The 23822-nt window shown below is 58.5% G+C and carries 24 protein-coding genes and 1 other RNA gene; 10 read left to right on the top strand and 15 right to left on the bottom strand.

Going from position 1 to position 23822, the window contains the following annotated elements:
- Positions 1–10: 10 nt before the first annotated feature.
- The 4 genes from V6L79_RS02180 to V6L79_RS02165 all read right to left on the bottom strand — a co-directional run bounded on the left by V6L79_RS02180 (position 11) and on the right by V6L79_RS02165 (position 5413).
- A complete protein-coding gene (locus V6L79_RS02180) occupies positions 11–1129 on the bottom strand; it encodes an ABC transporter permease (RefSeq protein WP_261740213.1) in 1119 nt (372 codons plus the stop codon).
- A complete protein-coding gene (gene rbbA / locus V6L79_RS02175) occupies positions 1129–3861 on the bottom strand; it encodes a ribosome-associated ATPase/putative transporter RbbA (protein ID WP_321837331.1) in 2733 nt (910 codons plus the stop codon). Before rbbA ends, V6L79_RS02180 begins: the two co-directional genes overlap by 1 nt.
- Entirely contained in the window at positions 3858–4823 is a 966-nt protein-coding gene (locus tag V6L79_RS02170; protein WP_261740211.1) for an HlyD family secretion protein, read from the bottom strand. Before V6L79_RS02170 ends, rbbA begins: the two co-directional genes overlap by 4 nt.
- A gap of 128 nt (positions 4824–4951) precedes the next feature.
- Entirely contained in the window at positions 4952–5413 is a 462-nt protein-coding gene (locus V6L79_RS02165; protein WP_261740210.1) for an EVE domain-containing protein, read from the bottom strand.
- Positions 5414–5609: 196 nt separating this feature from the next.
- Between V6L79_RS02165 and V6L79_RS02160 the strand changes: the two genes are divergently transcribed.
- Positions 5610–5759 carry a hypothetical protein gene (locus V6L79_RS02160; RefSeq protein WP_261740209.1) on the top strand — a complete coding sequence of 50 codons (150 nt, stop codon included), beginning with the start codon at positions 5610–5612 and terminating at the stop codon, positions 5757–5759.
- A 44-nt stretch (positions 5760–5803) separates the two neighbouring features.
- Here V6L79_RS02160 and V6L79_RS02155 read toward each other — a convergent pair whose 3' ends face one another.
- From V6L79_RS02155 to V6L79_RS02140, 4 genes are all read right to left on the bottom strand, one after another.
- Positions 5804–6409: a 5-formyltetrahydrofolate cyclo-ligase gene (locus tag V6L79_RS02155; RefSeq protein ID WP_261740208.1), complete on the bottom strand. Its 606-nt coding sequence runs from the start codon at positions 6407–6409 to the stop codon at positions 5804–5806.
- Positions 6410–6495: 86 nt separating this feature from the next.
- Positions 6496–6673: non-coding RNA, 6S RNA (gene ssrS / locus V6L79_RS02150), on the bottom strand.
- A 31-nt stretch (positions 6674–6704) separates the two neighbouring features.
- Complete coding sequence (locus V6L79_RS02145) at positions 6705–7022, bottom strand: cell division protein ZapA (protein ID WP_261740207.1); 318 nt, start codon at positions 7020–7022, stop codon at positions 6705–6707.
- The gene (locus V6L79_RS02140; RefSeq protein WP_261740206.1) at positions 7019–7228 is read right to left on the bottom strand and encodes a TIGR02449 family protein; all 210 of its coding nucleotides are present in this window, start codon (positions 7226–7228) and stop codon (positions 7019–7021) included. The genes V6L79_RS02145 and V6L79_RS02140 overlap by 4 nt, the downstream gene beginning before the upstream one ends.
- 169 nt (positions 7229–7397) lie before the next feature.
- Between V6L79_RS02140 and V6L79_RS02135 the strand changes: the two genes are divergently transcribed.
- The 8 genes from V6L79_RS02135 (at position 7398) to gcvH (ending at position 16446) form a co-directional block, all read left to right on the top strand.
- The gene (locus V6L79_RS02135) at positions 7398–7955 is read left to right on the top strand and encodes a YecA family protein (protein WP_261740205.1); all 558 of its coding nucleotides are present in this window, start codon (positions 7398–7400) and stop codon (positions 7953–7955) included.
- A gap of 29 nt (positions 7956–7984) precedes the next feature.
- On the top strand, positions 7985–9307 hold the full coding sequence (pepP, locus tag V6L79_RS02130) for a Xaa-Pro aminopeptidase (RefSeq protein WP_261740204.1): 1323 nt from the start codon (positions 7985–7987) through the stop codon (positions 9305–9307).
- Positions 9304–10491, top strand: a complete 1188-nt coding sequence (gene ubiH, locus V6L79_RS02125; RefSeq protein WP_321835061.1) for a 2-octaprenyl-6-methoxyphenyl hydroxylase — start codon at positions 9304–9306, stop codon at positions 10489–10491. The genes pepP and ubiH overlap by 4 nt, the downstream gene beginning before the upstream one ends.
- A gap of 86 nt (positions 10492–10577) precedes the next feature.
- Complete coding sequence (locus tag V6L79_RS02120; protein ID WP_321836554.1) at positions 10578–11795, top strand: 2-octaprenyl-3-methyl-6-methoxy-1,4-benzoquinol hydroxylase; 1218 nt, start codon at positions 10578–10580, stop codon at positions 11793–11795.
- Between the two features lie 203 nt (positions 11796–11998).
- The gene (locus tag V6L79_RS02115) at positions 11999–13000 is read left to right on the top strand and encodes an extracellular solute-binding protein (protein WP_321835059.1); all 1002 of its coding nucleotides are present in this window, start codon (positions 11999–12001) and stop codon (positions 12998–13000) included.
- A gap of 147 nt (positions 13001–13147) precedes the next feature.
- Positions 13148–14764 (top strand): iron ABC transporter permease, encoded by a 1617-nt coding sequence (locus tag V6L79_RS02110; RefSeq protein WP_261740201.1) that lies wholly within the window; start codon positions 13148–13150, stop codon positions 14762–14764.
- Between the two features lie 153 nt (positions 14765–14917).
- The gene (gene gcvT / locus V6L79_RS02105) at positions 14918–16000 is read left to right on the top strand and encodes a glycine cleavage system aminomethyltransferase GcvT (protein ID WP_261740200.1); all 1083 of its coding nucleotides are present in this window, start codon (positions 14918–14920) and stop codon (positions 15998–16000) included.
- Positions 16001–16062: 62 nt separating this feature from the next.
- The gene (gene gcvH / locus V6L79_RS02100; protein ID WP_095000723.1) at positions 16063–16446 is read left to right on the top strand and encodes a glycine cleavage system protein GcvH; all 384 of its coding nucleotides are present in this window, start codon (positions 16063–16065) and stop codon (positions 16444–16446) included.
- 135 nt (positions 16447–16581) lie between these two features.
- On the opposite strand, the gene V6L79_RS02095 is transcribed toward gcvH, so the two are convergent.
- The 6 genes from V6L79_RS02095 to V6L79_RS02070 form a co-directional block, all read right to left on the bottom strand.
- Entirely contained in the window at positions 16582–17724 is a 1143-nt protein-coding gene (locus V6L79_RS02095) for a DegT/DnrJ/EryC1/StrS aminotransferase family protein (RefSeq protein WP_338579755.1), read from the bottom strand.
- A 242-nt stretch (positions 17725–17966) separates the two neighbouring features.
- The gene (locus tag V6L79_RS02090) at positions 17967–18281 is read right to left on the bottom strand and encodes a DUF2388 domain-containing protein (RefSeq protein WP_095027893.1); all 315 of its coding nucleotides are present in this window, start codon (positions 18279–18281) and stop codon (positions 17967–17969) included.
- A gap of 66 nt (positions 18282–18347) precedes the next feature.
- The gene (locus V6L79_RS02085; RefSeq protein WP_261740197.1) at positions 18348–18797 is read right to left on the bottom strand and encodes an NfeD family protein; all 450 of its coding nucleotides are present in this window, start codon (positions 18795–18797) and stop codon (positions 18348–18350) included.
- 3 nt (positions 18798–18800) lie between these two features.
- Complete coding sequence (locus V6L79_RS02080) at positions 18801–19721, bottom strand: SPFH domain-containing protein (RefSeq protein WP_048360552.1); 921 nt, start codon at positions 19719–19721, stop codon at positions 18801–18803.
- A 98-nt stretch (positions 19722–19819) separates the two neighbouring features.
- Positions 19820–21586 carry an ATPase, T2SS/T4P/T4SS family gene (locus V6L79_RS02075; RefSeq protein WP_338579754.1) on the bottom strand — a complete coding sequence of 589 codons (1767 nt, stop codon included), beginning with the start codon at positions 21584–21586 and terminating at the stop codon, positions 19820–19822.
- Positions 21587–21690: 104 nt separating this feature from the next.
- Positions 21691–22026: a hypothetical protein gene (locus tag V6L79_RS02070; RefSeq protein WP_338579753.1), complete on the bottom strand. Its 336-nt coding sequence runs from the start codon at positions 22024–22026 to the stop codon at positions 21691–21693.
- Positions 22027–22153: 127 nt separating this feature from the next.
- On the opposite strand from V6L79_RS02070, the gene V6L79_RS02065 reads away from it, so the two are divergent.
- Entirely contained in the window at positions 22154–22618 is a 465-nt protein-coding gene (locus tag V6L79_RS02065; protein ID WP_321835048.1) for an Lrp/AsnC family transcriptional regulator, read from the top strand.
- A 163-nt stretch (positions 22619–22781) separates the two neighbouring features.
- On the opposite strand, the gene V6L79_RS02060 is transcribed toward V6L79_RS02065, so the two are convergent.
- A complete protein-coding gene (locus tag V6L79_RS02060) occupies positions 22782–23705 on the bottom strand; it encodes a hypothetical protein (protein WP_338579752.1) in 924 nt (307 codons plus the stop codon).
- Positions 23706–23822: the final 117 nt, after the last annotated feature.

Below are 23822 nucleotides of genomic sequence, written 5' to 3'. Positions count from 1 at the left end.
GGGAGCGGGCTTACGAGGCAAGGCTCTTGCGAAACCGCGCCAGAGCAATGGCGAAAAACACCAGTCCGATACCGGCCAGTGCCAGCAAGTCAGGCCACACCACGCTCACTCCCGCACCGCGGAACAGGATCGCCGCGCTCAAGCTTACAAAGTGAGTCGACGGCGAGCACTGCATCACCCATTGCAGCCACACGGGCATGCTGTCCAGCGGTGTGCTGCCGCCCGAGAGCAAGAGCATCGGGATGATCACCGGGATCGCCAGCAGACCGAATTGCGGGGTTGAACGGGCCAATGTGGCGAGGAAGATCCCCAGCGCGGTGCTGGCGAACAGATACAGCGCGGTAACCAGCAAAAACAGGGTCAGCGACCCCGCCAGCGGCACGCCCAGCGCCCACTTCACCACCACTTCCAGCGATATCCAGGTGCACAGCACCACGACCAGCATGTTGCTCCAGATTTTTGCCAGCATTATTTCCAGCGCCGTCAGCGGCAGCACCAGCAAATGGTCGAGGGTTCCGTGTTCGCGCTCGCGCAGCAGGGCGGTGCCCGTTAGCACAATGGCCAGAATGGTGATGTTGTTGACGATCTGGATCACGGCCAAAAACCATCCGCCTTCCAGATTGGGGTTGAACAACGCGCGGCTGGAGATCAGTGCCGGGGCTTTAGTGGCCGCGTCACCCTGGCCAGAATAGTTGAGCAGTTCCCGCTGGAAGATCTGCCCGATGTATCCCGCGCCCATAAAGGCCTGGCTCATGGCAGTCGCGTCGATGTTGACTTGCACACCGGGTTCGCGGCCTGCCAGCAAGTCAGCCTGGAAGTTGGCCGGCACATTGATCACAAACGTGTATTGGCCGTTATCCATCGCTTGATCGAGCTGGTCATAAGGCAAGGCTTGCGGCGTTTTGAACTCTGGCGGCAGCAGCGATTCACTGAGTTTGCGTGACAGAGGGCTGTGGTCTTCATCAATGATGGCAACGCTGGCGTTGTGCACACCGATGATAGAACTCGAGGCGGGCATATAAATCGCCACCGTAAAGGCATAGAGCAAAAACAGCAGCAGCACGCTGTCATGCCGCAGGCTGGTGAGCTCTTTAAGGCCAAGACGCAGGATGTGCGAGAGCTTGTGCATCAAACCTCCTGCTTCTTGAGCATGATCAGACTCAGCCCGGTAAACGCGACAAAAAAGCCAAACAGCGCCAGGCACTGCGGCCACAGTTGCCGCAGGTCGAGCGCTTTGGTGAAGGTGCCCACCGCAATATCGAGGAAGTGCCCGGCCGGGAACAGCATGCCCATCAGTGCCGACGCACCCTCCAGTGAGGAGCGCGGCACAAGCAACCCGGAAAACTGAATAGTCGGCAAGCTGGTGATGATCATGGTGCCCAGGATCGCTGCGATCTGGGTGCGGGTGAATGCGGAAATCAACAGGCCCATGCTGGTGGTCGACAACACATACAGCAGCCCGCCCAGCGCCAGAGTAATCCCGCTGCCTTTGAACGGTACGCCAAACAGCCAGCGGTTCATGGCCACCAGCAATGCCAGGTTGACCAGGCTCACCGCCAGGTACGGCGCCTGCTTGCCCAACAGAAATTCAAGGCGCGTCAGCGGTGTGGCATAGAAGTTGGTGATCGAGCCCAGCTCTTTTTCACGCACGATGCCCAGTGCGGTCAGCATGGCCGGGATAAACGCGAGAATCAGCGCCATCACGCCCGGACCGATGGCGTTTACGCTGATCACATCCTGGTTGTAGCGAAAACGGGTTTCAAGCTTGGCAGCGGCCTGCCTGTTTTGCGCCAGGCTGCTCAGGGTGGCCAGTTGTGCAAGGTTGGCCTGATGCACGGCCTGCACATAGCTACGGCTGGTTTCGGCGCGAAACGGCATGCCGCCATCAAGCCAAGCAGCAACCGTAGGCTGGCGCCCGGCATACAAATCGCGGCCAAAGCCCGGCGGGATCTCCAGCGCGATTTTGATTTCCGAGCGCTGCAGGCGCTTGTGCAACTCGTCAGCACTACGGATTGGGGCGTGCTCTTCGAAGTAGCGTGAACCCCGGAATGCTTCGAGATAGGCCCGGCTTTGCGGGCTCTGGTCCTGATCGTAGACAGCGAAGGCAAGGTTCTCGACGTCCAGCGAAATGCCGTAGCCAAAAATCACCATCATGAACACTGCACCCAGCAAGGCGAAGGCCATACGCACTTTGTCGCGCAGCAGTTCTTTGGATTCACGGCTGGCGACGGCGATCAGTCGGGTCAGGCTAAAGCCTCTTTTACTGACCGGCGGCGGTGCCTTGACGACCGACGTGGCGCCAGGCTCTGCCGCAGGTTCAGGGCTGGCCCCCTGATCGTTTTGTGCCTGCTCAAGGCAGGTAACGAAAGCGGCTTCCAGCGTGTCACCCTTGAACTGTTGTTGCAGCGCATCGGGGGTATCGCAGGCAAGTACCTTGCCTGCGTGCATCAGCGAGATGCGGTCGCAGCGCTGGGCTTCGTTCATAAAGTGGGTGGACAAAAAGATGGTCACCCCCTGCTCGCGAGACAACTCGATCAGCAGGCGCCAAAAGTCATCACGGGCGGCCGGGTCGACGCCGGAGGTCGGCTCATCGAGGATCAGCACTTCGGGGCGATGCAGCACGGCAACCGCCAGCGACAAACGCTGGCGCAGGCCCAGCGGCAGTTCTCCGGACTGCTGTGCGGCCACAGCGCCGAGGTCGAAACGTTCGATCAGCTCTTCGATACGCGGCTCGCTTTCAGCCTTGGGCAAGTCGAAGAGTTGCGCGTGCAGCACCAGGTTTTGTCGCACGCTCAACTCGCCGTACAGCGAGAAACTTTGCGACATAAAACCAACCCGTTTGCGGGTGGCCAGGTCTTTGGCATTCACCGGGTTGCCGAGCAGTTTGGCGCTGCCCTCGGTGGCTGGCATCAGCCCGGTCAGGACTTTCATGGTGGTGGTTTTGCCACAGCCGTTGGAACCCAAAAAGCCGAAAATCTCACCTCGGCCAATGGCAAAACTGACCTTGTTCACCGCGGTAAAGTCACCGAACTTAAGCGTCAGGTCGTGGGCTTCAATGGCGATATCGCTGTTGTCGCTGGTGCGAGGCGGGATCACCAGCGGTTCATTGCTGTGGCCGCTGTCGCCCTGGTAATGGGTAAAGGCCTCGTCGAGTTTTCCGGTACCGGTGGCCGCCGCCAATTCCTGACTTAACCCTGAAGCAATCAATTTGCCGCGATCAAGCATCAGGCAGTGCTCAAACTGCTCGGCTTCTTCCATATAGGCAGTTGCCACCAGCAGCGTGAGTTGCGGGCGTTGGCTGCGTACGTCGTCCACCAGCTCCCAGAAACGCCGCCGCGACAGCGGATCGACGCCGGTGGTGGGCTCGTCGAGGATCAGCAAGTCCGGCTCGTGAATCAACGCGCAGCACAGCCCGAGCTTTTGCTTCATCCCGCCCGACAGCTTGCCCGCCGGGCGTTCGGCAAAACGCTCAAGATCGGTGGCCTTGAGCAGCTCGGCCATGCGCTGTTCGCAGTCGTCTTTTGACAGGCCGAACAGGGTGCCGAAAAAACGGATGTTTTCGCTGATCGACAGTTCGGGATACAGGTTGCCGCCCAAGCCCTGGGGCATAAAGGCTATCAACGGGTACAGGGTGTTGCGGTGACGGCGGTTGTCAATCGGGCCGCCAAGTACCTCAAGGGTGCCTTGTTGCAGTTTTTTGACCCCGGCAATCAGCCCCAGCAGGCTCGATTTACCCGCGCCATCCGGGCCGATCAGCCCGCAGCGCGTGCCTTTGGGCAGGCTGAAGGTAATATCGAACAGCGCTTGCTGTTTGCCGTACCAGTGGTTGATGCCACTGGCGTTGAGCGCCAGATCGCTCATTGCAAATTAGCCGGCCAGTTCACGTCGGCGGTTCGCACATAGCCTGCACCCGGCATGCCTGGCTTGGCCTGTGGCACGGCGCTTGGGTCGGTGAGGCGCAGTTTGACCCGAAACACCAGCTTTTGCCGCTCGTCGCGGGTTTCGACTTCTTTGGGGGTGAATTGCGATTTGGCGGCAACAAAAGTAATTTTTGCCGGCAGCGCCTGATCGGGCAGGGCGTCGAGCACAATGCGAGCGTCGGCGCCGACCGTCAGTTTGCCTACCACCGAAGCGGGCAAGTACAGGTTCATGTACTGGTCGCTTGGGTCGATCATCATGAAGACCCGTCCGCCTGCGCCCAGCACTTCGCCCGGTTCGGCGAGGCGCAACTGGATTACGCCGTTGATAGGTGCGCGCAGGCTGCTGTCATCGATTTCGCTGGTCAGTTGTGCGACCTGAGCTTGGGATGAGCCAATGGCGGCTTTGGCGGCAGCGACCTGGGCCTGGGCTGCGGTCACTGCTGCGTTACTGGTGTCGAACCGGGCCTGTTGCTGGTCCAGTTGTTGGCCGCTGGCAAAACCACGCTGGGACAGTTGACGAAAACGCGCGAGTTCCTGGCTGGCCAGCAGTTTTTCGCTTTGGCGTAATTGCACGTTGGCTTCGTTGGCGGCCAAGGTTTGGCGGGCGCGCAGTACTTCGGCTTCGGCTTGCGCGCGGCTGGCTTCCAGGGTGCGGGTGTCCATGCGGGCCAGCAGTTGGCCCAGGGTCACGCGATCGCCCTCGTCGACCAGTACTTCGGCCAGTCGGCCCGGGGTTTTTGCCGCGATTTGCACTTCAGTGGCTTCGAGCCGACCGTTGCCCATGCTGATGCCTTCAGGGAGGCGGTCGTGCTGGGATTTCCAATAACCGAACCCGCCTGCTGCAATCAGCAAGACAGCCAAGGGGATAACGAAATAGTGGGAAATACGGTGATTGCTAGACATGCCGACATCCTGTGTCACAGAGCGCTCTAGTTTGACGGTTTCAAGGCAAAAACCACTTGATGCCAGTCAAAGGAAGACCAGAGCGTAGACGGCTTTTGAGCTGCAAGCGGCAAGTTTTTAGCTTTAAGCTAATCCCTTGCAGCTTGAAGCTCTGCGATAGCAGCCCATTGCTCCGGGGTCACGGGCATCACTGAAAGGCGGCTGCCTTTTTGTACCAGCGGCATTTCGGCCAGTGCGGTTTGTTGTTTGAGGTAGTCGAGTTTGATCACTCGCGGGAAGGTCTGCTCATGGGCGACTTGCAGCGCGCTCCAAGGGTTTTTCTCGGCGCTGGCCTTGGGGTCGAAATAATGGCTTTGCGGGTCGAGCGCGGTCGGGTCCGGGTAAGCAGCCTCGCAAATGCGACCAATCCCGGCAATACCCGGCTCGGGGCAACTGGAATGATAGAAAAAGAACAAATCACCCACCGCCATGGCACGCATAAAGTTACGCGCTTGATAGTTGCGCACGCCGTCCCAGCGCGCTTCGCCGATTTTCTGCAAATCCTTGATCGAGAACTCGTCAGGCTCGGATTTCATCAACCAATAGGCCATTTTTGCTACTCCAGAAATATGCCGTGGTTATTTTGTCTGGCAACTTTTTGATAAACCGACAGTCGGTTGACGTCAGAGTTTGCGTGTGTGTTCGTGTTGTCGCAAAATGCCCGACTTTTAAGCTTGACGCTGCTGCACGGGCCATACCAAAAACCGTTGCTGTCATCGTGTTGATTTGCCTGAAGGGGGGCAATCGATGAAACGCAAACCGGATTTACTGTGGATATTGGTTATTTTGTTCGGTTTGGGTGTGGTTACAACGGGCTATGCACAAAGTCTCTGGTCAAACTCGATCGATGCGCCTGCTGAATTGGCGCAACAGCAAGTACAACCCTTCAAACGCTAAACCTTGATCACGATGGCATCGCATCACCCGCGATGCCATGGCTGTCAGTGGGCGACGTACCACTGCCTGTCCGAGACCGTGCCCTGCAAAGGGACATCCCAGCTGGCCTGAGCCAGACTCTCGACCTTCTGACACTCGTGGGCCAGCCCCAGTAGTATCGGCTTGCGCCAGCTTTGGCGCCTTGCCTGATATGCCAGGCTGCGATCATAAAAACCGCCACCCATACCCAGTCTTCCTCCCGTGGCATCAAACCCCACCAATGGCAACAACACCAGGTCGAGCGCCCAGACCTTGCGTTGGCGTGCGCGGTTGATGCGTGGTTCGAGAATACGAAAACGGTTGGGCATCAGCTTTTCACCGGGGGCAACCCGCTGAAATACCATCTTGGTTCTTGGCCAGGCACTGAGCACTGGCAGATAGGTAATCTTGCCTCGGCGCTGAGCTTCACGCAGCAGCAGACGCGGATCGATTTCACCGTCAGTGGGCAGATACAGAGAGATGTGTTTGGCGCGGCGAAACAGCGGGTGTTGCGCCAGTTGCCGGTACAGGCCGCGAGCGGCCTGGCGTTGCTCGCAGGGCGACAGGTCGCGGCGGGCTTTACGCAGCATTCGGCGAAGTTGCGGGCGGGTAGGCGTCGCAGGTTCGTTCATATGGCGTGCTGTTCAGGAGCGAGTACACCGGATGGTGGCTCGTGGAAGCCAATGCCAGCAGGTGGCTGGCATTGTGCTAGTAAATCAGGCTCCCCGACGTACCGCTGTCGGCTTGGCCCTTGAACCCGAAAGTTCAAGGTGGAAGTTGCAGTAGACCTTAAGGCTTTCCGTCTAGCGGACATGCACACCGGCCCAACGTGCAAGCTCCAGGGTAGTGCGAATCGGCTCAGGGACATCGCTAACTGGCGAATACTCCAGGGAGTGGCGCGAGTATACCCCAAAGAAACCTTTTGAATCAGCTTTGGCGTTCGTTCGGATCAGTGGCCAACACCAGATCAACGCGCTCCAGCAGGTCGCGTACCTGCTCGCGGGTGGCGCTGCTGGTCTGAACTTCGGCGACTTCCTGCTTGTGCAGCAGATCGTGGGTGATATTCAGCGCGGCCATCACGGCGATACGGTCGGCGCCAATAACTTTGCCGCTGCTGCGAATTTCACGCATTTTGCCATCCAGGTAGCGGGCGGCGCTCACCAGGTTGGTCCGTTCTTCCTGGGGGCACATGATCGAATACTCTTTATCGAGGATGTGCACGGTGACGCTACTGCTTGAACTCATGAGTCTTGCTCCAGGGCTTTGAGGCGCGAAATCATCGATTCCACCTTGTGTCGGGCGATTTCGTTTTTTTCAATGAGGTGCGCGCGTTCCTCGCGCCAAGTCTTTTCCTGAGCAATTAAGAGTCCGTTTTGACGGTTTAGTTGCTCGACTCGGCTAATTAGCAACTCGAGTCTGGCCATCAGTGCATGCAGGTCGGTGTCTTCCATTGTGTCCTACTGTGTAATTTCTGATGGATGGCCAAGGCCTGTTGAGGTTTCGTTGTGCCAGCAGACCCTATGTCAAACGAGTTGACGCCTTGATGGTCTGGCACGTCAGCCGATGCTAGGATACAAGCCCTCCATTCTAGACATAGCGCCGCTTGGCGCCTAGCTGACCATGCCTATTCAGAATTCCCCGTATCAAGCCTTTGTTACCCTGCTGACCGCCAGCGGCCACTCCGTTTCGCCTGCTGAACTGCATGGCCACTTGTTGGGCCGCAGTTGCGCTGGCGCCGGTTTCGATGCCGACGGCTGGTTGGTCGAAGCCGCCGAGCTGTTGGCAGGCGAGCCACAAGACAACGTACGCAATGCCTTGATCGGTTTGCAAGAGATGGTCAAGGGCGAGCTGAACAGCGACGACATGACCGTTGTGCTGTTGCTGCCAACCGATGACACACCGCTGACCGAGCGCGCCGCCGCATTGGGTCAGTGGTGCCAGGGCTTCCTCTCCGGTTTCGGCCTGACCCGCCGCGCCTACGCGTTGAGCGATGAAGCCAACGAGGTGCTGCGCGACCTGGCAGCCGTTGCTCAGGTGCAAGATGCACTGGAAGAGTCCGAAGACGGCGAAAGCGACTACATGGAAGTGATGGAATACCTGCGCGTTGCGCCGCTGTTGCTGTTCACCGAAACCAAAAAAACCGCTGAACCTGCTGCAGCCAAGCCTTCGCTGCACTGATTGATCGTAAAGAGGGAACCCGTCTGCCCATGATCCATATCCCGAAATCGGAATACGCACGTCGCCGCAAGGCACTCATGGCGCAGATGGAGCCCAACAGCATTGCGATTTTGCCCGCTGCGGCGGTGGCTATTCGCAATCGCGATGTCGAACATGTGTACCGGCAAGACAGCAATTTCCAGTACCTGAGCGGCTTTCCCGAGCCTTCGGCGGTGATCGTATTGATCCCGGGCAGGGCGCACGGCGAATACGTACTGTTTTGCCGTGAGCGCAATGCCGAGCGCGAACTGTGGGACGGCTTGCGTGCCGGGCAAGAGGGCGCTATCCGCGACTTCGGCGCCGACGACGCATTTCCGATTACCGACATCGACGACATCCTGCCGGGCCTGATTGAAGGCCGTGACCGGGTGTATTCGGCGATGGGCGGCAACCCCGAATTCGACCGCAACCTGATGGAGTGGGTCAACGCGATCCGCTCCAAGGCCAACCTCGGCGCTCAGCCGCCTAACGAATTCGTTGCTCTGGATCATCTGCTGCATGACATGCGCCTGTATAAATCGGCGGCAGAACTCAAGGTCATGCGCCATGCGGCGCAAATTTCGGCTCGTGCCCATGTGCGTGCAATGCAGGCCAGCCGCGCCGGCCTGCATGAATACAGCCTTGAGGCCGAGCTGGATTACGAATTCCGTAAGAGCGGGGCAAAAATGCCAGCCTATGGCTCCATCGTCGCCTCTGGCGATAACAGCTGCATCCTGCATTACCAGGAGAACGACGCCCTGCTCAAAAGTGGCGATCTGGTATTGATTGATGCTGGCTGTGAGATCGATTGCTATGCCAGCGATATCAGCCGCACCTTTCCGGTGAACGGCAGGTTTTCGGCGGAGCAAAAGGCTATTTACGAGCTGGTGCTGGCTGCGCAAGAAGCCGCCTTTGCCGAGATAGCCCCCGACAAACACTGGAATCAGGCTCACGAAGCCACGGTCCAGGTCATTACCGCAGGCCTGGTGGAGTTGGGTTTGTTGCAGGGCGATGTTCAGGAATTGATCGCAAGCGAAGCCTACAAGGCGTTTTATATGCACCGCGCCGGCCACTGGCTGGGGCTCGATGTGCATGACGTGGGTGAATACAAGGTCGGCGGCGAGTGGCGCGTGCTGGAAGTCGGCATGACCCTGACTGTCGAGCCGGGCATCTATATCAGCCCGAACAACCTGAGTGTCGCGAAAAAATGGCGCGGCATTGGTGTGCGGATCGAGGACGACGTAGTGGTCACCAAACACGGTTGTGAAATTTTGAGCGGCGATGTGCCAAAAACCGTCGCCGAGATCGAAGCCCTGATGGCGAGCGCGGCATGAGTCGGGTCAATCTGGCAATCATCGGTGGCGGTCTGGTGGGCGCGAGCCTGGCGCTGGCGTTGCAGGCCGGGGCCAAGGCCCGTGGCTGGAAGATCGTATTGATCGAGCCGTTCGCTCCCGGCAACAGCTATCAGCCCAGCTACGACGCCCGCTCTTCGGCGCTCAGCTATGGCGCCCGGATCATCTATGAGCTTTTGGGCCTGTGGCCATCGATTGCCGAGCGCGGCGAACCGATCAAGGACATTCACGTGTCCGATCGCGGACGATTCTCGACGGCGCGGTTGTCGGCTAGCGAAGAAGGGGTTCCGGCCCTGGGTTATGTGGTTGAAAACGCCTGGCTGGGCCAATGCCTGTGGAAAAGTCTGGACCCGGACGTGATCAGCTGGCGTTGCCCGGCCGAAGTTATCCACATGCAACCGCTGGAAGACGGCTACCGCCTGACCCTTAACGATGAGACAACCCTGGAGTGCGACCTCGCGGTATTGGCCGATGGTGGGCGTTCGGGCTTGCGCGAGCAGTTGGGCATCCATGTGCGTCAGCAGCCTTATAACCAGAGCGCGCTGATAGCCAATATCACCCCAAGCCGACCTCACGGCGGGATGGCATTCGAGCGTTTCACCGACGAAGGCCCGATGGCCTTGTTGCCGTTGCCGGACAACCGCTGCGCACTGGTATGGACCCGTCTGGGGATGGACGCACAGCGTCTGGCAGCACTGGACGAGCGTAGCTTTCTCAGCGAACTGCAGGGCGTGTTCGGCTACCGTCTGGGCACGCTCAAGCAAGTGGGCGCGCGGCATCTGTACCCGTTGACGCTGATTGAAGCGCAAGAGCAGGTACGCCCGCATCTGGCGGTATTGGGTAACGCGGCCCACAGCCTGCATCCGATTGCCGGGCAGGGCTTTAACCTGTCCCTGCGAGATGCCCAGGCCTTGGCCGATGCTTTGCTGGCCAGTGATAAAAAGCCCGGTGATTTCACTACGCTGCTGAGTTATCAACAGGCGCAAAAACTCGACCAGCAACTGACCATAGGCTTTTCGGACCAGGTAACGCGGGTGTTTGGCAGTGAGCAGCCATTGGTTTCGCTGGGTCGAAACCTCGGTTTACTCGGCCTCGACCTGCTGCCACCGGCCAAGCGCTGGTTTGCCCGCCAGGCAATGGGCCTGGGCACCCGCGCAGACAGTTGATGACGACTGGGGCGAGTACGCTCCATGTCGATCCATTTTTTCAGGTGCGGCGTACGCCGCTAGCGAGACAGGCTTAAAGCATGGAAATGCGCGCAGATCTGCTGATTGTTGGGGCCGGAATGGTCGGGAGCGCACTGGCGCTGGCGCTCAAGGACAGCGGGCTGAAAATCCTGCTGCTCGATGGCAGCCCGCTGAGCGTCCAGCCCTTTGCCGCCGAGGCGCCGTTCGAACCTCGGGTCAGCGCCCTGTCGGCGGCCAGCCAGCGTATCTTGCAGCGTCTTGGCGCGTGGGAGGGCATCACCCGACGTCGTGTCAGCCCCTATTCGCATATGCAGGTATGGGATGGCAGCGGCACAGGGCAGATCCACTTTTCGGCGGCCAGCGTGCATGCCGAGGTGCTGGGCCATATCGTCGAGAACCGCGTGGTGCAGGACGCGCTGCTTGAGTGCCTGCAGGGCACCAGGATCGAAATGCTGGCCAATGCGCGCATGGAACAGATGCGCCGTTCAGGCGACGACTGGCTGCTGACCCTGGCTGATGGCCGCACCCTGCGTGCGCCGCTGGTGATTGCCGCTGATGGCGCCAACTCGGCGGTTCGTCGCCTGACCGGCTGTGAGACTCGGGAGTGGGATTATCAGCATCACGCCATCGTCACCAGCGTGCGTTGCGCTGAACCCCATCAGCAGACCGCCTGGCAGCGTTTTACCGACCACGGTCCGCTGGCATTTTTGCCCTTGGAGCGCGATGGTCAGCAGGACTGGTGCTCGATTGTCTGGTCGACCACCCCCGAACAGGCTGCGCACTTGATGGCACTGGACGACGCAACCTTCTGCCGTGAACTGGAACTGGCCTTTGAAGGCCGTCTGGGCAGCGTGTTGAGTGCTGATCCGCGGGTGTGTGTGCCTCTGCGTCAACGCCATGCCAAACGCTATGTGGCCGAAGGCCTGGCGTTGATCGGTGATGCGGCGCACACCATTCACCCGCTGGCTGGGCAGGGTGTAAACCTGGGGTTTCTGGATGCGGCGGTGCTGGCACATGTATTGTTGCACGCGGCTGAGCGCGGCGAGCGTTTGGCCGATGTGCGTGTATTGAGCCGTTTCGAGCGTCGGCGCATGCCGCACAACCTGGCCTTGATGGCGGCGATGGAAGGTTTTGAGCGGTTGTTCCAGGCCGACTCGCTGACCGCACGCCTGCTGCGTAATACCGGCTTGAAGTGGGTCAATAAAATGCCTGAAGCCAAAGCGCTGTTCGTGCGCCAGGCGCTTGGCCTGAGCGGCGACTTGCCGCCGCTGGCCAAGCCCTGAAAAATCTATGTAGCCGATGTCGAGGCACGAGGCTGCGAAGCGTCCCCGTTTCTTGAAGGTCCTTCGGCCCTTATCGCAGCCTGCGGCAGCGGCTGCAGGGCTTCAGTAACATCTGGTAACTCCTCGGTGGCGAGTTAGGTTGAGCTGTTAAATGTGATTCACTACCATTTACGCCCGATTCGCATCAAGAGAGACCGCCCCTCATGTTGGCACCCAAGCGTCTACTGACTGCCCTGGCCCTAACCGTTTTTGCGAGCAGCGTTTCTGCTGCCGATGAAGTGGTGGTTTACTCCTCGCGTATCGACGAGCTGATCAAACCGGTATTTGATGCCTACACCGCCAAAACCGGGGTCAAGGTCAAGTTCATCACCGACAAGGAAGCGCCGCTGATGCAGCGCATCAAGGCTGAGGGGCAGAACGCCACCGCCGACCTGTTGCTGACCGTAGACGCCGGTAACCTGTGGCAAGCCGAGCAAATGGGCATCCTGCAGCCGTTCACCTCCGAGGTGATCGACAAAAATATCCCGCCGCAATACCGCTCCTCCTCCCATGAGTGGACGGGCCTGAGCCTGCGCGCACGGACCATCGCCTATTCGACAGACCGGGTTAAGCCTGAAGAGTTGTCGACCTACGAGGCTTTGGCCGACAAGAACTGGGAAGGTCGACTGTGCCTGCGCACTGCCAAGAAGGTTTACAACCAGTCGCTGACGGCCACCATGATCGAAGTGAATGGTGCTGAGAAAACCGAAAAAATCCTCAAGGGCTGGGTCAACAACCTGTCTACGGACGTATTCTCGGATGACATCGCGGTGCTCGAGGCAATCAACGCCGGGCAGTGTGACGTGGGTATCGTCAACACTTACTACTACGGCCGTTTGCACAAGCAAAAGCCGGATCTGGCGGTGAAACTGTTCTGGCCTAATCAGGCTGACCGTGGCGTTCACGTCAACTTGTCGGGTATTGGCCTGACCAAATACGCGCCGCACCCGCAAGCCGCCAAGGCACTGGTTGAATGGATGACCACTCCTGAAGCCCAATCGATTTTTGCTGGTGTAAACCAGGAATTCCCGGCCAACCCAAGCGTTGCACCTTCGGCCGAAGTGGCCAGCTGGGGCAAGTTCAAGGCCGATGCCTTGCCGGTCGAAGTGGCAGGCAAGCGCCAGGCCGAAGCCATCCGCATGATGGATCGCGCTGGCTGGAACTGATAAGAGTCTGAAGTAATACCTGTGGGAGCGGGCTTGCTCGCGATAGCATCGCCGGGGTTTCATTTGAAACTGCGGTGTTTGCATCGCGAGCAAGCCCGCTCCCACATTCGTTTTCACGTCGTCCCACCCACCTTCCGAGAGTTTTTCGTGGCCCATCCTGCCCAACGCCGCTGGTATCCGCTGGTCTTTGTCATTGCTGCTCTGGTGCTGTTGCCGCTGAGCGTTTTGCTGTTGTCCTGGCAAAGCATTGATGGCCAGATTTGGAGCCACCTGTGGGACACACAGATGCCGCGACTGCTGGGCAACACTCTGACCTTGATCGTCGGGGTGGGGGTGGGCGTAACGCTGCTCGGTGTGAGCCTGGCCTGGTTGACCAGCCTGTGTGAGTTCCCCGGCAGGCGTTGGCTGGATTGGGCGCTGATGCTGCCGTTTGCGATTCCTGCTTATGTGCTGGCGTTTGTCTTTGTTGGCTTGCTGGATTTTGCCGGGCCCGTGCAAACACTGCTGCGTGAATGGTTTGGCATGGGCCTGAGGTTACCGCGGGTGCGTTCTACCGGCGGGGTGATCATCGTGCTGATTCTGGTGTTCTACCCCTACGTCTACCTGTTGGCGCGCACGGCGTTTCTGGCGCAGGGCAAAGGTCTGATGGAAGCCGCCCGGGTACTGGGGCAAAGCCCGTGGCAGGCGTTCTGGCGCGTGGCGTTGCCGATGGCGCGCCCGGCGATCGGTGCGGGTGTGGCGCTGGCGCTGATGGAAACCCTGGCCGACTTTGGCGCCGTGTCAGTGTTCAACTTCGACACCTTCACCACCGCTATCTATAAAACCTGGTACGGGTTTTTCAGTCTGTCGACAGCGGCGCAATTGGCCAGTTTGCTGTTGCTGGTGGTCATGCTGGTGCTCTACGGCGAACGCCGCGCCCGAGGTGCCAGCCGCGCCAGTAACGAACGGCCACGCGTCAGCGCCTTGTATCACCTGCGTGGGCCCAAGGCGTGGCTGGCCAGTGGTTGGTGCTTGCTGGTGTTTGCCTGTGCGTTCGTGATCCCGATGCTGCAACTGGTGGTGTGGTTCTGGCAGCGAGGGCGGTTTGACCTGGACGAGCGATACACCGGTTTGATCCTGCACACACTGTATTTGGGCGCCATGGCGGCGCTGATCACCGTCAGCGTGGCTCTGGTGCTGGCATTTGCCCGACGTCAGGCGCCTACCCCGGCCATTCGCGCCGGGGTCAGCCTGGCGAATCTGGGCTATGCCTTGCCGGGCTCGGTGTTGGCGGTGTCGATCATGTTGGCATTCAGCTACCTGGATCGCGAACTGGTGATCCCGGTATCGGGCTGGTTGGGCGGCGCGGGCAAGCCGCTGTTACTGGGCAGCCTGTCGGCCTTGTTGTTGGCGTATCTGGTGCGGTTTATCGCCGTGGCCTATGGCCCGCTGGAAAACAGCCTGGCGCGTATTCGTCCTTCCTTGCCGGAAGCTGCACGCAGTCTGGGGGTCAGTGGTCCACGACTGTTTTTCAAAGTGTATCTGCCGTTACTGCTGCCAGGCACCTTGAGTGCTGCACTGCTGGTGTTTGTCGATGTGCTCAAGGAAATGCCGGCCACCTTGCTGATGCGCCCGTTTGGCTGGGATACGCTGGCGGTGCGGATCTTCGAGATGACCAGCGAAGGCGAATGGGCGCGGGCCTCGTTGCCCGCCCTGACGCTGGTGCTGGTCGGTTTGTTACCAGTCATCGGGCTGATTCGTCGCTCGGCACATCGAATCGGTTAGGTGTCAGTCCTCCTCCATGCGGCTACAATGCGCGGCATTCGGTGCGGTCTGTCTGTCAGACCAGGTTTCTGCGTGATGTAAGAAGGCCATTTTTCAGGCTTGAAATGCTTCGCAGCCTGTCCGCACCCTCGCCAAGCCCGGAAGGAGAAACCCATGGGACAGCGTACGCCTCTGTATGACCTGCATCTCGCCCTCGGCGCGAAGATGGTCGATTTTGGCGGTTGGGATATGCCCTTGCATTACGGCTCGCAAGTTGAGGAACACCATGAGGTGCGCCGCGACTGTGGGGTTTTTGATGTCTCGCATATGACCGTGATCGACATCACCGGGCTACAGGCCAAGGAATGGCTCCAGTACTTGCTGGCCAATGATGTCGAGCGTTTGAATACGCCCGGCCGCGCCTTGTACAGCGCCATGCTCAATGAGCAGGGCGGTGTGGTCGACGACATGATTGTCTATCTGATGCCCACGGGTTATCGGCTTATCGTCAATGCCGCTACACGTGATCAGGATATGGCCTGGATGGAGACTCAGCGCCAGGGCTATGACGTGCAACTGCAGGAGCGCCCGGAACTGGCCCTATTGGCCATTCAGGGGCCACAGGCACGGCATAAAGTGGCCGAACTGGTGAGTCAGGCACGTGGTCAGTTGATCCAGCAGCTCAAGCCCTTCGAAGGGCAGAGCAATGGCGACTGGTTTATCGCCCGTACCGGCTATACCGGTGAAGATGGTCTGGAAATTGTCCTCCCGGCCGATCAGGCCCCGGCTTTTTTCAACGATCTGGTAGGCGCCGGTATATCACCGATTGGCCTGGGCGCACGCGATACCTTGCGTCTTGAAGCCGGCATGAACCTCTATGGGCAGGATATCCACCTGTCTGTTTCCCCTCTTTGCGCCAACATGGCCTGGACCATCGCCTGGGAGCCTGCCTCGCGCAAGTTTGTGGGGCGCGAAGCGCTGGAGGCCGAAAAGGCTGGTGGCGTGCAGCTCAAGCTTGTGGGTCTGGTGCTCGAGGAACGGGGCGTTTTGCGCGCTCATCAGGTGGTTCGCATCGCCAATGTTGGCGAAGGAGAGATCACCAGTGGTAGCTTCTCTCCTACGCTAAGCAAATCGATTGCCTTGGCGCGAGTTCCGATGGCAACGGCTGATCGTGCCGAGGTTGAGATTCGTGGCAAGTGGTACCCGGTTCGCGTAGTCAAACCTACTTTTGTTCGTCAGGGTAAAGCCCTGATTTAACCTTTACTGGCGGGCATGCACAGAGTGTGTGCCGCTGACATTAATTCTTGAGGACACTGAATATGAGCCTGATCCCTGCTGAGTTGCGCTTTGCCGAAAGTCACGAGTGGGCACGCCTGGAAGCGGATGGCACGGTTACCGTCGGCATCAGCGATCACGCTCAGGAAGCCTTGGGGGATGTGGTGTTTGTTGAGCTGGCCGAAGTCGGCAAAGTATTCGCCGCAGGCGATACCGCGGGCGTTGTGGAATCGGTAAAAGCAGCTTCGGACATCTACTCGCCGGTGTCGGGCGAAGTGATTGCGGTCAACGAAGCACTGGCAGACAGCCCGGAGTCGCTGAACAGCGAACCGTACACCAGCTGGATTTTCAAACTCAAGCCAAGCAACACGGCCGAGCTGGAAAAGCTGCTGGACGCTGCCGGCTACAAGGCTGCAATCGGCGAGTAACGCCCAGACGGACGTTTTCCCTATATCTGTAGCCGCTGCCGTAGGCTGCGATGGGTTGCTAAGCAGCCCCAAGGTACCGACAAGATGAAGGTCCTTCGGTCCTTATCGCAGCCTGCGGCAGCGGCTACAGGTGTGTCAGGCAGCGCTTAGTACTGCTTTCACCGCCGCAACCGAACGCTCCACATCGGCCTTGGTCATTGCCGTAAACATCGGCAACGATACGATCAGTCGTCCGACACGTTCGGCAACCGGGAACATCCCCTCCTTGAAGCCCAGCGCACGATACAAACTCAGCAAGTGAATTGGCGGGTAGTGGTAGCCCACGCCGACGCCCAGCGCCTGCATCTCTTTCATAAAGGTTGCACGTGCAGGCTGGCCGTCCTTGCGCTCAGGCAATACAAGCTGGAACAAGTGCCAGTTGGTGTTGTTGAAATCTGCGACCGGTAGTTGTGCACCGTACTCGGCTTCAAACTCTGGCCCGAAGCATTCGAAATAATGCTTGGCCAATTCCCTGCGATGGGCCGTGATGGTTTCGATATGGGCAAACTGGCCCAGGCCAATCGCAGCGGCGATGTCGGTCATATTGAACTTGCCGCCCAGTACATCGACATCCAGACCGTCGAAACCGGTGCGGGTAACGCCTTGCAGGCGATATTTCTCGGCCAGTCGGGCTTCTTCTTCGTTGTTCAGTACCAGGCAACCGCCCTCGGATGAGGTGATGTTTTTGTTGGCCTGAAAGCTGAACGAGACAAAGTCGCCGCGAGCCCCAATACGCTGACCTTGCCAGCTGGAGCCCAGCGCTTGAGCAGCGTCTTCAACGACACGCAGATTATGCTTTTTGGCCAGCGCGTAGAGCGCGTCCATGTCCACTGGCAAGCCCGACAGGTACACCGGAATGATTGCTTTGGTGCGCGGGGTGATGGCTGCTTCGAGCTTGGCCAGATCGATATTGCGTGTTACCGGGTCGATATCGGCAAACACCGGCGTGGCGCCGACTTCGATAATCACGTTAGCGGTGGCCACCCACGAAATAGGTGTAGTGATGACTTCATCGCCCGCACCGATACCTGCAATGCGCAGAGCGATTTCCATAGTGCAGGTGCCGGAGTTGAAGGTGCGCACCGGGCGCCCGCCAAAATACTCGGACAACTGCGCTTCGAAGGCCTGGACCTTTGGTCCGCTGGTAATCCAGCCCGAGCGCAATACGTCGCCCACGGCAGCAATGGTGGCTTCATCAATGGTGGGTTTGGAAAACGGCAGGAAAGGCAACGAGCTCATAGAAGCGTGACGTCCGATGTGAATGAGTTTGGGTGACCAAAGAGCAGTAGCATATCGCTCAAGATCATACCCGGAGGATCGCTCAAATCGGGTGAAAATTCTGTATGACGGCTGAATCAAAAGGGCAGACCTGTCGCCTGTAGCCGCTGCCGCAGGCTGCGATGAGATCCGAAGAATGATCAGAATCTCAGGGTTGCTGCGCAACCCATCGCAGCCTGCGACAGCGGCTACAGGAGCAGGGTTTACTCTGCCGTGGCGTTTTTCACCAGAATCGCATTAGCCAGCTCCATGTCGCTGACCTTCAGGTTCGGGTTGTCAGCACGCACCTGTTGCATGGCCGATTCCAGGTATGGACCACGGATCGAGCCGTTACTGGCAACAAAGCTGCCCGCGTCATCTTGAGCCGCGATCACTTTGCGGTCTTTTTTGAAGGTCAGGTAGGTGGACCCGGTGGTAGCACCGGAGGACAACACATTGCGCCAGAAGCTGTCGGCCATTGCGGAGCCAACAGGGAGGGACAGCAAGGCAATAGCGGCTACAGCATATTTGAGACGCATGACAGTTACTCCGAATAAGTTATCTACCGGTTTTGATTGTAGTTAATGCTCTGGAGTTCCGTAACGTCATGGCACAATTTCTACGCTCAGCACCGTTCCGTTTTGGGCGGTCACGCGAACGGGTGTTCCCACTGCAGCGTCAGGCCCTACGGCCATCCATACGCTATCCCCAACCTTGATTTTACCTCGCCCTTCAACAATAGCCTGTTGAACGACAAACGTGCGACCGATCAGCTCGTGCCCACGGCGATTCAGGTTGGGCTGGTCGCCACTTTCGACACTGCCGCGCTGGCGCCTCCACCAATACACCGCAGTGAGAATCGCCAGTACGCCAAACAGCGGCAGTTGCAGGGTCCATGACATTTCCGGGATCAGAAACGTCAAAACCCCAACGATGATGCCGGCAATACCGACCCACAGCAGATAACCACCGGCGCCGAATACCTCCAGAATCAACAGCACTGTGCCCAGCGCCAGCCAGTCCCAGTAGCTAAGGTGTTGCAGGAACTCCCACATACCTCAGACCTTTTTGCTGTCAAAGGTGGCTTTGACGATTTCCCCGATGCCGCCCACGGCGCCGATGACCTGGCTGGCTTCCAGCGGCATGAGGATGACTTTGCTGTTGTTGGCCGATGCGAGCTTGCCCAGCGCATCGATGTATTTTTGCGCGACAAAGTAGTTGATCGCCTGCACGTTGCCTGAGGCAATGGCTTCGGATACCACCTGCGTGGCCCGAGCTTCGGCTTCGGCCTGGCGTTCGCGGGCTTCGGATTCGAGGAACGCGGCCTGACGACCACCCTCGGCCTCGAGGATCTGCGCCTGTTTTTTACCTTCGGCCGTCAGGATTGCCGCCGCTCGCAGACCTTCAGCCTCGAGAATTTGTGCACGCTTGATACGTTCGGCTTTCATTTGCCCGGACATGGCGGCCATCAGGTCGGCTGGCGGGCTGATGTCCTTGATCTCGATCCGGGTGATTTTGATGCCCCAGGGAGCGGTGGCTTCATCGACGGTGCGCAGTAATTTTTCATTGATGCCGTCACGCTGGCTGAGCATGGCATCGAGTTCCATCGAACCCAGCACGGTGCGGATGTTGGTTTGCAGCAGGTTGCGAATGGCGTGTTCGAGGTTGTTGACCTCGTACGCGGCCTGCGCCGTGTTGACCACCTGGAAAAAGCACACGGCATCGATTTGCACGGTGGCGTTGTCGGCGGTGATGACCTCTTGCGGCGGGATGTCCAGTACGCTTTCCATCACGTTGATCTTGCGTCCGATGCGATCCATCACCGGAATGATGATGTTCAGGCCCGGCTTAAGGGTGTTGGTGTAACGCCCGAAGCGCTCCACCGTCCATTGATAGCCTTGCGGAACGACCTTGAAGCCCATAAAGAGCACGGCGATTGCCAAGGCGACAAATAACAGGACTACAGTACCCACTTGCATAACCATTCCTTGTTTTGAGGTGTGAAAAACAAACGAACGAGGAGTGTAACGATCAAGAAAATTGCGCAACTGTTTAAATTTTAGCCAAAACAATTCAATCACGCATGGGTAACTCGCAGCGCCTCTTTGATTGAGGTCGCCCCGGTGGCGACTTTGTGAGCTGCGGCCAGTCTCAGTCCGAGCATGCCTTGTACACAGGCCAGGCTGCGAATGGCGTTCAGGTCGGTATCAGGGCCAATCAGGGCCTTGAGTTTTTCGCTCATCAACATGACTTCGTAGACGCCGACCCGCCCGCTGTAACCGGTGTCCCGGCATTGCGCACAGCCCTTGGCCTGACAGGCCTGAGCAGGTGGCGGATGGGTCCAGTCCGGGGCGAAGCCCGCCCAGTCGCCGGGGCTCAGCGGGCACTCGGTCTTGCAGGCAGGGCACAGGGTTCTGAGCAGTCGCTGGGCCATGACGCCCAGCAGCGTGGCTTTTATCAAGTAGGGGGCTACCCCAAGTTCTTGCAGGCGGCTGATGGCGCTGGGGGCGTCGTTGGTGTGCAGGGTCGAGAGCACCAGGTGTCCGGTCAGCGCCGCCTGGATTGCCACTTCTGCGGTCTCCAGGTCGCGTATTTCACCCAGCATGATGATGTCCGGGTCCTGGCGCAGCAGGGCGCGCACGCCATTGGCGAACGTCAGGTCGATATTGGGCTGAACCTGCATTTGATTAAACGCCGGTTCAATCATCTCGATCGGGTCTTCGAGGGTGCACAGGTTGATTTTGGAGGTGGCCAGTTGTTTGAGCGTTGCATACAGGGTGCTGGTTTTACCTGAGCCGGTAGGGCCGGTGATCAAAATAATGCCATTGGGCCGGGTGGTCATTTGCTGCCAGCGCTGCAGGTCTTCTGGAGTGAGGCCCAACTGGTCGAAGTTTTTCAGCAGTACCTGCGGGTCAAAAATACGCATCACCATTTTTTCGCCAAAAGCCGTGGGCAGGGTGGCAAGCCGGAGTTCCACTTCAGCTCCGCTCGGGGTCCGGGTTTTTATTCGACCGTCCTGGGGTTTGCGTTTTTCGGCGACGTCCATCCGGCCCAGGCCTTTGAGGCGGCTGATAACGGCCATCGTCACCTGCGGCGGGAACTGGTAGACGTCATGCAACACCCCGTCGATGCGAAAGCGTACACAGCCTTGTTCGCGCCGCGGCTCAATATGGATGTCGCTGGCGCGTTGCTCGAAAGCGTACTGAAACAGCCAGTCGACAATCTTCACCGTATGGGCATCGTTGGCATCCGCTTCGCCAGTGCTTGTGCCCAAGGTGATCAGTTGCTCGAGGTCGGTGCGGACGCTGGCTTGCTGATCGTTGAGTGCAGCCCCGGTGACGGATTTGGCCAGCTGAAAAAACTCCACACTCAGGCGCTGGATTTCCAGGGGGTTGGCAATCACCCGCTTGATCGGCCGCTTGAGCACCTGGCGCAAATCGGCTTCCCAACTGCTGACCCAAGGCTGGGTGCTGGCGATGGTGATGGCCGCGTCATCGGCCGCCACCGCGAGGATTGCATGGCGTTGGGCAAAGGCAAAAGACATCAGCCCGGTAACGGTGGCGGCATCGATCTGGAGCGGGTCGAGGCGCAGATAGGGCTGTTCGGCCTGGTGGGCGAGCCAGGCGGTGAGGGTTTCAATATCGAGGATTTTGCCTGGTTGGCTGGGGTCGCATAACTGCCGATTTGCCAAAAACACCAGTGGATGCAAGGCGTCGTCGGGGGCTTCGCGGCCGCAGACCAACGCCTGTTCGGCGCAGCTTTGGTGGATACGGCCCTGGGCAAGCAGGGTGGCCAACAGGTATTTGAGGTCCAGCCACTGGTCATGAAGTGGGGCGATGCGCATAAAAGCTCCTTTGGGCATCGGCTCAGACAGATCCTTGTCTGGCCGTGAACCTCAAAGCCTAGTCGCGCGACTGTCGCCTCCATGTGGCCAATGGTTGCTAACCATTACCGCAAAACGTGCAGCATCGGCGCTTTGGATTCCTGCACTGGGAGCAATTCCATTTCAAAGACGCTGATCAGATTGCGCATTTTCTCGCCGATGATCTGGGCGCGATGCCAGCTTTGTTCATGGCTCAGGATTTCAATGCTCATTGTGTCCTGATCGCGCACCACATCCACTTGTTGCGGGATCAGTTGCTGCAACGCAAACAGGTTGAGCACTCGACACAAAACATCGGCATCCGCCTGCGCCTGGATACGGTAGAGCACTGGGCAAGGGGCTGCGTTGCTGGCCCACACATCGGGGCGCAGCGAGGGGGTGGCGATTTCCAGATGCGGCATGCAATAGCTCCTGTTCAGACTGGAGAAATTTTTACATGCCGTCAGGGAATTTTTTTATCTAAAATGTTTTAAATCAACTAAAAATAGACTTGATCAAGTCTTAATATATAAATTTAAAGGTGTTTTTATGCGCAGCGAGCTGGACGCTTACGACCGACGTATTTTGGCGCTGCTGCAAGAGGACGCTTCGTTGTCCAGTGCGCAGATCGCCGAGAAGGTTGGACTCTCGCAATCACCCTGCTGGCGGCGTATTCAGCGGATGAAGGATGAAGGGATCATTCGTGGCCAGGTGACCTTGCTTGACCGCAAGAAAATCGGCCTCAACACGCAAATTTTTGCCGAGGTCAAACTCAATGCCCACGGGCGTTCCAACTTCACCGAATTTACCGACGCGATTCGTGGTTTCCCCGAGGTACTGGAGTGTTATGTGCTGATGGGGGCGGTAGATTTTTTGCTGCGTATCGTGACTGCCGACATTGAGGCCTATGAGCGCTTTTTCTTTGAAAAGCTGTCCATGGTGCCGGGCATTCAAGAAGTGAATTCGATTGTGGCGCTGTCTGAAATCAAGTCCACCACGTGCTTGCCGGTCTGACCTCCACCCAAAAAAACGGCCTTCGCAAGGAAGGCCGTTGGTGAGGTTTGAACACGGTGTCAGTGAACAAACAGCGCAATCAAAATAATGATCGGAATAGGGATGCCGAGAAAAAACAGCAGAAGTGAGCGCATTTCATTCTCCAGTAAGCAATAGACCGCAATTAAACAAGAGGGGTTGTGGTGGTGTGCGTCAGGTATGTCACTGCATCGCGGCGACGGCCGCCAAAGGTGGCGCACAGGCTGGCGAAAAACGCCCCGATCAGCAGTGTGATAAACATCCACAAGGTGGACCAGGCGGCTACTTTGGCTGCGGTATCAGCCGCTTCCTTGGCTTTTATCTTGGCGTCTTCAACCCCTTGATGGGCTTTGGCATACACCTGATCAACCCTTTGCTCGGCCTCAGGCTGGCTGAGGTTGGTGCGCTGAGCGACTATTTGGGCCAGGTAGGTACGGTCTTCGTTGCTCAATTGCCCGTCGTTGCCCAGGCTGTGGACGAAGATACGGGCCACGGTGCCATGGGCGGCATCTTCGCTGACGGCTGTGCCGCGATCATCGCGAAACAGGGTGTCGATAAAGTAGTCCGAACTTTTATTGGCATTGCTGCCTGCGGCGCTGCTGGCTGCACTGCTCATCGCTGTGGCAGCCCCTGAAGCAACACTGGCACTCGCTTGAACACCGCTGCCAATTACGCTGCTGACCGAGCCTGCGATCAGCGTCGCGGTTACCAGCGTGGCCACGGCCCAGGCTAAAAAGCCATGCGCGGTGTCGCGAAAGTAGACCTCATCGCCATGCATGTTGGTCCATTTGACCCGCAAACGTCCGGCCAGATAACCGCCCATACCTGACGCGATGATTTGCGTGACGGCCAGCCAGACGATGGCTGTAATGCCCAGGCCCTTGGCGCCAACCCCTTCGTTGGCCCACGGTGAAACCGCCGAAAACCCCAGGCCTGCGCCCAGCATGATCAACAGCAGAGATAGCGCGGCAGCAGTGGCCGCTCCGGCAAAGATGGCGGCCCAGGAAACACCAGAGTGTCCAGAGGAGTCTTGCAGGGCTGCGGGATAGTGCTCAGTTGTCCCGATCATTATTGTTGTGCTCCTGAATGGTAGGAAGTGCAGCGTTCATTCAAGAGATTGCAGGGGATATGCCAATACTGGGTGTATTGGTAATTTCATACTTTTCAATGAGTTAAAAACTATTGA

Origin of the sequence: Pseudomonas sp. ML2-2023-6 (genome assembly GCF_037055265.1) — a bacterium.
GTDB lineage: Bacteria > Pseudomonadota > Gammaproteobacteria > Pseudomonadales > Pseudomonadaceae > Aquipseudomonas > Aquipseudomonas kulmbachensis.
This window is presented reverse-complemented; position numbering and strand designations above follow the sequence as displayed.

Excerpts from the sequence above, each read along its gene's own strand:
- V6L79_RS02180 (WP_261740213.1), bottom strand. The coding sequence starts at position 1,129 with ATGCACAAGCTCTCGCACATCCTGCGTCTTGGCCTTAAAGAGCTCACC.
- rbbA (WP_321837331.1), bottom strand. The coding sequence starts at position 3,861 with ATGAGCGATCTGGCGCTCAACGCCAGTGGCATCAACCACTGGTACGGC.
- V6L79_RS02170 (WP_261740211.1), bottom strand. The coding sequence starts at position 4,823 with ATGTCTAGCAATCACCGTATTTCCCACTATTTCGTTATCCCCTTGGCT.
- V6L79_RS02165 (WP_261740210.1), bottom strand. The coding sequence starts at position 5,413 with ATGGCCTATTGGTTGATGAAATCCGAGCCTGACGAGTTCTCGATCAAG.
- V6L79_RS02160 (WP_261740209.1), top strand. The coding sequence starts at position 5,610 with ATGAAACGCAAACCGGATTTACTGTGGATATTGGTTATTTTGTTCGGT.
- V6L79_RS02155 (WP_261740208.1), bottom strand. The coding sequence starts at position 6,409 with ATGAACGAACCTGCGACGCCTACCCGCCCGCAACTTCGCCGAATGCTG.
- V6L79_RS02145 (WP_261740207.1), bottom strand. The coding sequence starts at position 7,022 with ATGAGTTCAAGCAGTAGCGTCACCGTGCACATCCTCGATAAAGAGTAT.
- V6L79_RS02140 (WP_261740206.1), bottom strand. The coding sequence starts at position 7,228 with ATGGAAGACACCGACCTGCATGCACTGATGGCCAGACTCGAGTTGCTA.
- V6L79_RS02135 (WP_261740205.1), top strand. The coding sequence starts at position 7,398 with ATGCCTATTCAGAATTCCCCGTATCAAGCCTTTGTTACCCTGCTGACC.
- pepP (WP_261740204.1), top strand. The coding sequence starts at position 7,985 with ATGATCCATATCCCGAAATCGGAATACGCACGTCGCCGCAAGGCACTC.
- ubiH (WP_321835061.1), top strand. The coding sequence starts at position 9,304 with ATGAGTCGGGTCAATCTGGCAATCATCGGTGGCGGTCTGGTGGGCGCG.
- V6L79_RS02120 (WP_321836554.1), top strand. The coding sequence starts at position 10,578 with ATGCGCGCAGATCTGCTGATTGTTGGGGCCGGAATGGTCGGGAGCGCA.
- V6L79_RS02115 (WP_321835059.1), top strand. The coding sequence starts at position 11,999 with ATGTTGGCACCCAAGCGTCTACTGACTGCCCTGGCCCTAACCGTTTTT.
- gcvT (WP_261740200.1), top strand. The coding sequence starts at position 14,918 with ATGGGACAGCGTACGCCTCTGTATGACCTGCATCTCGCCCTCGGCGCG.
- gcvH (WP_095000723.1), top strand. The coding sequence starts at position 16,063 with ATGAGCCTGATCCCTGCTGAGTTGCGCTTTGCCGAAAGTCACGAGTGG.
- V6L79_RS02095 (WP_338579755.1), bottom strand. The coding sequence starts at position 17,724 with ATGAGCTCGTTGCCTTTCCTGCCGTTTTCCAAACCCACCATTGATGAA.
- V6L79_RS02090 (WP_095027893.1), bottom strand. The coding sequence starts at position 18,281 with ATGCGTCTCAAATATGCTGTAGCCGCTATTGCCTTGCTGTCCCTCCCT.
- V6L79_RS02085 (WP_261740197.1), bottom strand. The coding sequence starts at position 18,797 with ATGTGGGAGTTCCTGCAACACCTTAGCTACTGGGACTGGCTGGCGCTG.
- V6L79_RS02080 (WP_048360552.1), bottom strand. The coding sequence starts at position 19,721 with ATGCAAGTGGGTACTGTAGTCCTGTTATTTGTCGCCTTGGCAATCGCC.
- V6L79_RS02075 (WP_338579754.1), bottom strand. The coding sequence starts at position 21,586 with ATGCGCATCGCCCCACTTCATGACCAGTGGCTGGACCTCAAATACCTG.
- V6L79_RS02070 (WP_338579753.1), bottom strand. The coding sequence starts at position 22,026 with ATGCCGCATCTGGAAATCGCCACCCCCTCGCTGCGCCCCGATGTGTGG.
- V6L79_RS02065 (WP_321835048.1), top strand. The coding sequence starts at position 22,154 with ATGCGCAGCGAGCTGGACGCTTACGACCGACGTATTTTGGCGCTGCTG.
- V6L79_RS02060 (WP_338579752.1), bottom strand. The coding sequence starts at position 23,705 with ATGATCGGGACAACTGAGCACTATCCCGCAGCCCTGCAAGACTCCTCT.